Here is a 4498-nt window from a genome sequence, read left to right on the forward strand (position 1 = left end):
AATACCAGCCAGTAAGGCAATGATTTCCTCTTTTGTATATTTATCATTAAGAAGTTTTACATCTAATACTTTAAACTCACCAGTTGTTAAAGTACCCGTTTTATCTAAAATCATCACATCTGCATCTTGAGCTATTTCTAACGCTTGGCGGTCTTTTACTAGTAAGCCACGGCTAGCTCCTAAGCTTGTGCTACCGGCGGTTACCAATGGAATAGCAAGACCCAATGCGTGCGGACAAGCAATAACTAATGTAGTAATAGTAAATATAACTGCCGTTGGCACATCTTTTATAACCATCCACACTACAAAAGCAATTAGCGCGACAATAACAGCAATATAGAAGAGCCATCCTGCAACCTTTTGCGCAATATTTTCTGCCCTGGAAGGCTGACTTTGAGCTTGGCTGATTAAATCCTGTACTTGAGATATAAAGGACTTATCACCTGTCTCAAGCACTTTAATATAAAGAACCCCTTCTCCATTTGTTGAGCCTCCGATTACTTCATCGCCAGGACCTTTTTTAACTGCTTTTGATTCTCCAGTTAGAAGAGCTTCATTTAAACGTGATTCGCCACGCTCGATAATCCCGTCTGCTGGCACATTTTCTCCGGCTTGAACACGAATTAAATCACCTATCTGTAAGTCAGCAACTGGTCGTGTTTCAATTGAATCGTCTTCTAATACAACGTGAGCATCTTTCGGCACTAATTTAGCCAATTCTGCTTGTGCGTCTCCTGCTTCTCCAATAGCTTTCATCTCAATCCAGTGACCTAATAGCATGATTAATAGTAATGAAGCAAATTCAAAGAAAAAGTCCATCACGTGTTCACCCGTTACGTAGGTAATGATCACAGCATAAATACTGTATAAATATGAAACACTTAAACCTAAAGAAACGAGTGCCATCATTCCAGGTTCTTTTTGTTTAAATTCGTCAACTGCACCTTGATAGAATGGACGTCCACCATAAATAATTAATATAGTAGATAAAATAGCTACTACAATATCAGAATATGGAAAAGTAAACTGGAATGGTAGTTCAAATCCATACATAGGGGATAAGAGCATAATAATTATTCCTAGTGGCAATGACTTTAAGAAAAGTTCCTTAAAGTTACCGTGATGATGATGCTCATGCCCACCGTGCCCGCTGTGATCATGCCCAGCATGATGTTCTTGATGTTGATCCTTATGGTCTCCATGTTCTTCCGTGCTTACGTGCTCATGTTTTGAATGATCCATGTCGCCATGATTATGGTGACTATGGGACGAATATCTGTTGTCATTATTCATTTTAAATTCCTCCTTATGTTTAATGATGATGTAAATGACACTTGCATTGTCCTTTTGGACAATTGCAATCCACTTCTTCTACTGCGAAAGATTTTTTCATCTCTAATATTTTTTCTAGTCGATCTATATCATCGAAGCTTAAGACATGATCTTCAATGATGCTTCCTATTACATTTCCGACTTTCTTATTGCAAATACGGCTAAAAATATCTTCTGCATAATCTCTTATGGCTTCCTTCTCTTCAATATTGGCAGTGTAAATAAACTTTCTACCTTCTTGCTCTGTATTTAGTACGCCTTTTTCAACTAATCGACCTAAGATAGTTTTGATAGTGGATTGTGTCCAGTCCATTTTTTCTTTCAATACAGAGATGACTTTTTTACTAGTTACTCGATCATTTGACCAAACTACACGCATGACTTCCCATTCAGCATCTGTGATATAAGTATTAAGTTCTATTGTGCTAATTTTCCTCTCCTCCTTGTTGTCTACAAATGTAAACGAGTATACTCAAAACAATTATACTATCGTAAACGAAATATGTCAAGTCTTTTTAATAAATGTAATCAACGATTATAGCTTTTTATCTCTCCACTTCTATCCCATAATAATTTTCATAGTTTTTCCTATACTGAACAAGGTCAGAAAATTGTTTTTTATTTAAAGAATACTCTTGCATAAGGGTGTTCTTTTTTGTAATTGCCATACTAATCACCATAACTTTCTTTTGATTTATTAAGAAGTAGGGAATGGATCTGCCATATTTCTCTTGATAATTTTTCTATTTCTTTGTACATCGATTCAATTTCATTCTTATAAATAACACCAGTTATATTAGTTGCTTTTACAATCTGGTTTATATTATTTGTTACATTTGAAAGTGACCATTGGAGATTTCTAAATAAAATAATCCTCATAATATGTACACAAAAAGACCGTAGCTTGAAACTACGGCCTAAATTTTTGTCCAAATGTAAACCACTTGGAACTATTACTTAGTTCATTCTTTTTGATTACATTACAATTTGAGTGCCAGTAACTATTTTTTTTCTTTGTAGCTTGAGTCCTTGTGCTCCGCCAAATTTCGCTGGAAAATTTGATGAGAAAGGCGATGTGCAGAATTTTTGCGAGTGAGTCGTATATGAAATACGTCGCAACGAGCAAAATCTTTTCTATCAGCACCAAAACCCATTTATTTAAATTTGTGAGATAAAAATGAATTATTTCACGAAGCGGAGAATGTTTAGGAGTGAGTCGTATATAAAATACGTCGCAACGAGCAAAAATTCGAAACAAGCCTTTATCGCAAATTTAACGCGAAATTTTATTCCCACTCTTCATTATCAATCATACGCTGTATCTAAAAGCATTTAAATCAAGCCATTTTATTTTTATAAATATTAATAAATCCGCTTAATTATACCACATTTTATTATTTTTATACCCATTCCAGTACCAGTACCAGACATTTATTCACACTTAATCAATTCTAATACAAGTGATACTAACGATAGCATTCTAAAATATAAATATTCGATAAAAGAACTATTTGGTAATTTCTTTTGTGTTGTTTCTGAATGTCTTATATTGTATGAATTACCAATTTCTGTTAATTCAATAAATTCTTTATTTATTAGTTCTTCAATTTCTTCTTGATTACTTGAAATCTTTTTTATAATTTTATCTACGGAAGATTTTTTATTTGCACACTCTAAAGTCTTAAGTCGTTCAAACGCATCCCATATTTTTTCAAGTCCTATTTTCTTTTCTCTAGATCCTTTTTTACTAATATATATTTTAGACTCAAGAATCAAATTTTTTAATTCTTCTTCTGCTGAAGATGTTGTACATAAATTTAGCAATTCTTTTGAATCATTACTAATGTTATTTCCTTCAATTTCTAATTCATCCTCATTCATTAATACCCATGTTAATAATGCGGCTTTTAATTTTTTTAATTCTGGCCTGTAATCATATTCTTCTCCAAGTAATGCTGCTTTTCCTTCAACTTTAATAACTGAAATTATCTTTGGTAAAATTAGTACATATTTCGTACTCAAACTATTCCACAAATCTTGAGAACCGTTTCTATGCTCTAATTGTTGTTCAATTACTTCTATATCAGCTTGTATAATACTAAACACTTTATTTTTTTTCATATTTATCACCTAGCTATATCTAATTTCATATCGTTAATTTTTTGATCTAAATATATTATAATATCTTTCATAGATAGTTTTTTTAGAGCTTGCATTAAATTTTCCATAAATGTAAAGTCAATTTCTCCATTTTTATCTACTGGAAATTTGATATATTTATTTTTAACTACATCCCAACCACCTAATTTGTTTTTATATGAATATATAGGCAAATCAGTAACTTTATTTATACAAGATACAAAAAACAAATAAACATTAGGGCTTAAATTTTTATTTTTATCTTTCCATTCAATAGCATAGGCATCTGACAATACTGAAAATTCTCTAGACTGATAGTACGATCTATATACATCGCTATTAGATGGGATAGAAATAACATTTTTTATTATAGTGGCACCTGTCTTAGGTGCAAAATAATTTAAGCCTTGATTCATAAAGCTTGAAGTTAAAACGGGAAGAATATACTCTCCTGTAGGTTCTTTAGGCAATTTCTTTGCTTTATATGGTAATTTCTTTGTTTTTACTCTTTCAAAATAATCTCCTATTTTAAGTTCTTGCCACTTAACTTTCTTTAAATTATCTATTGCACTTATTTCTACATCCTTTAGTTTATAATCTTTTAATCCTGTAACATTTAGATAAGCTTCTAGCTCGGAGAAACGCTGAGCTTCCAGTTCGGCGACAAAGGATTCTATAAACTCAAAATCTATTTCATTGTTTTTTTGAGGAAGTAAAATTTGTGAATTCAAAAAAGTGTCATTTACATCTCTAACTAAAACATTTAATAAAATTGGTTTTAATGAATTTAAAGCTGTTGTAAAAAATGGTACAGTACTACTTTTTACATTAAATAGCGGGATTATTTTTCTTACAAATTGACCAGCATACCATTGTTTTTTTCTATAAACAAAGTATAAATTTCTAATTATCTTTTTATATTTTCTTAAATGCTCGTAAAGCCTTATTCTATGTGCTTTCGAGTATTTTTACTGTAGGAAGATACTTCACGTTTCTTTGCATATTTCCTCATGTCTTAGCTGTCAGA

6 protein-coding genes are annotated in these 4498 nt (G+C 31.7%); all 6 read right to left on the reverse strand.

The window, feature by feature from the left end; genetic code table 11:
- A partial coding sequence (locus AC2UOP_RS07255) for an HAD-IC family P-type ATPase (protein ID WP_484833173.1) occupies positions 1-1293 on the reverse strand: 1293 nt, incomplete at its 3' end.
- Positions 1294-1312: 19 nt separating this feature from the next.
- A complete protein-coding gene (locus AC2UOP_RS07260; protein WP_484833175.1) occupies positions 1313-1762 on the reverse strand; it encodes a CopY/TcrY family copper transport repressor in 450 nt (149 codons plus the stop codon).
- A gap of 115 nt (positions 1763-1877) precedes the next feature.
- Positions 1878-2000: a hypothetical protein gene (locus AC2UOP_RS07265; RefSeq protein ID WP_484833174.1), complete on the reverse strand. Its 123-nt coding sequence runs from the start codon at positions 1998-2000 to the stop codon at positions 1878-1880.
- A 1-nt stretch (position 2001) separates the two neighbouring features.
- The gene (locus tag AC2UOP_RS07270) at positions 2002-2211 is read right to left on the reverse strand and encodes a plasmid mobilization relaxosome protein MobC (protein ID WP_106018760.1); all 210 of its coding nucleotides are present in this window, start codon (positions 2209-2211) and stop codon (positions 2002-2004) included.
- A 552-nt stretch (positions 2212-2763) separates the two neighbouring features.
- Entirely contained in the window at positions 2764-3453 is a 690-nt protein-coding gene (locus tag AC2UOP_RS07275; protein ID WP_019213882.1) for a hypothetical protein, read from the reverse strand.
- A gap of 5 nt (positions 3454-3458) precedes the next feature.
- A complete protein-coding gene (locus tag AC2UOP_RS07280) occupies positions 3459-4202 on the reverse strand; it encodes a restriction endonuclease subunit S (RefSeq protein WP_019213883.1) in 744 nt (247 codons plus the stop codon).
- Between the last annotated feature and the right edge of the window lie 296 nt (positions 4203-4498).

It is taken from the genome of Fenollaria sp. (assembly GCF_057222035.1).

Excerpts from the sequence above, each read along its gene's own strand:
- AC2UOP_RS07270 (WP_106018760.1), bottom strand. The coding sequence starts at position 2,211 with ATGAGGATTATTTTATTTAGAAATCTCCAATGGTCACTTTCAAATGTA.
- AC2UOP_RS07265 (WP_484833174.1), bottom strand. The coding sequence starts at position 2,000 with ATGGCAATTACAAAAAAGAACACCCTTATGCAAGAGTATTCTTTAAAT.
- AC2UOP_RS07275 (WP_019213882.1), bottom strand. The coding sequence starts at position 3,453 with ATGAAAAAAAATAAAGTGTTTAGTATTATACAAGCTGATATAGAAGTA.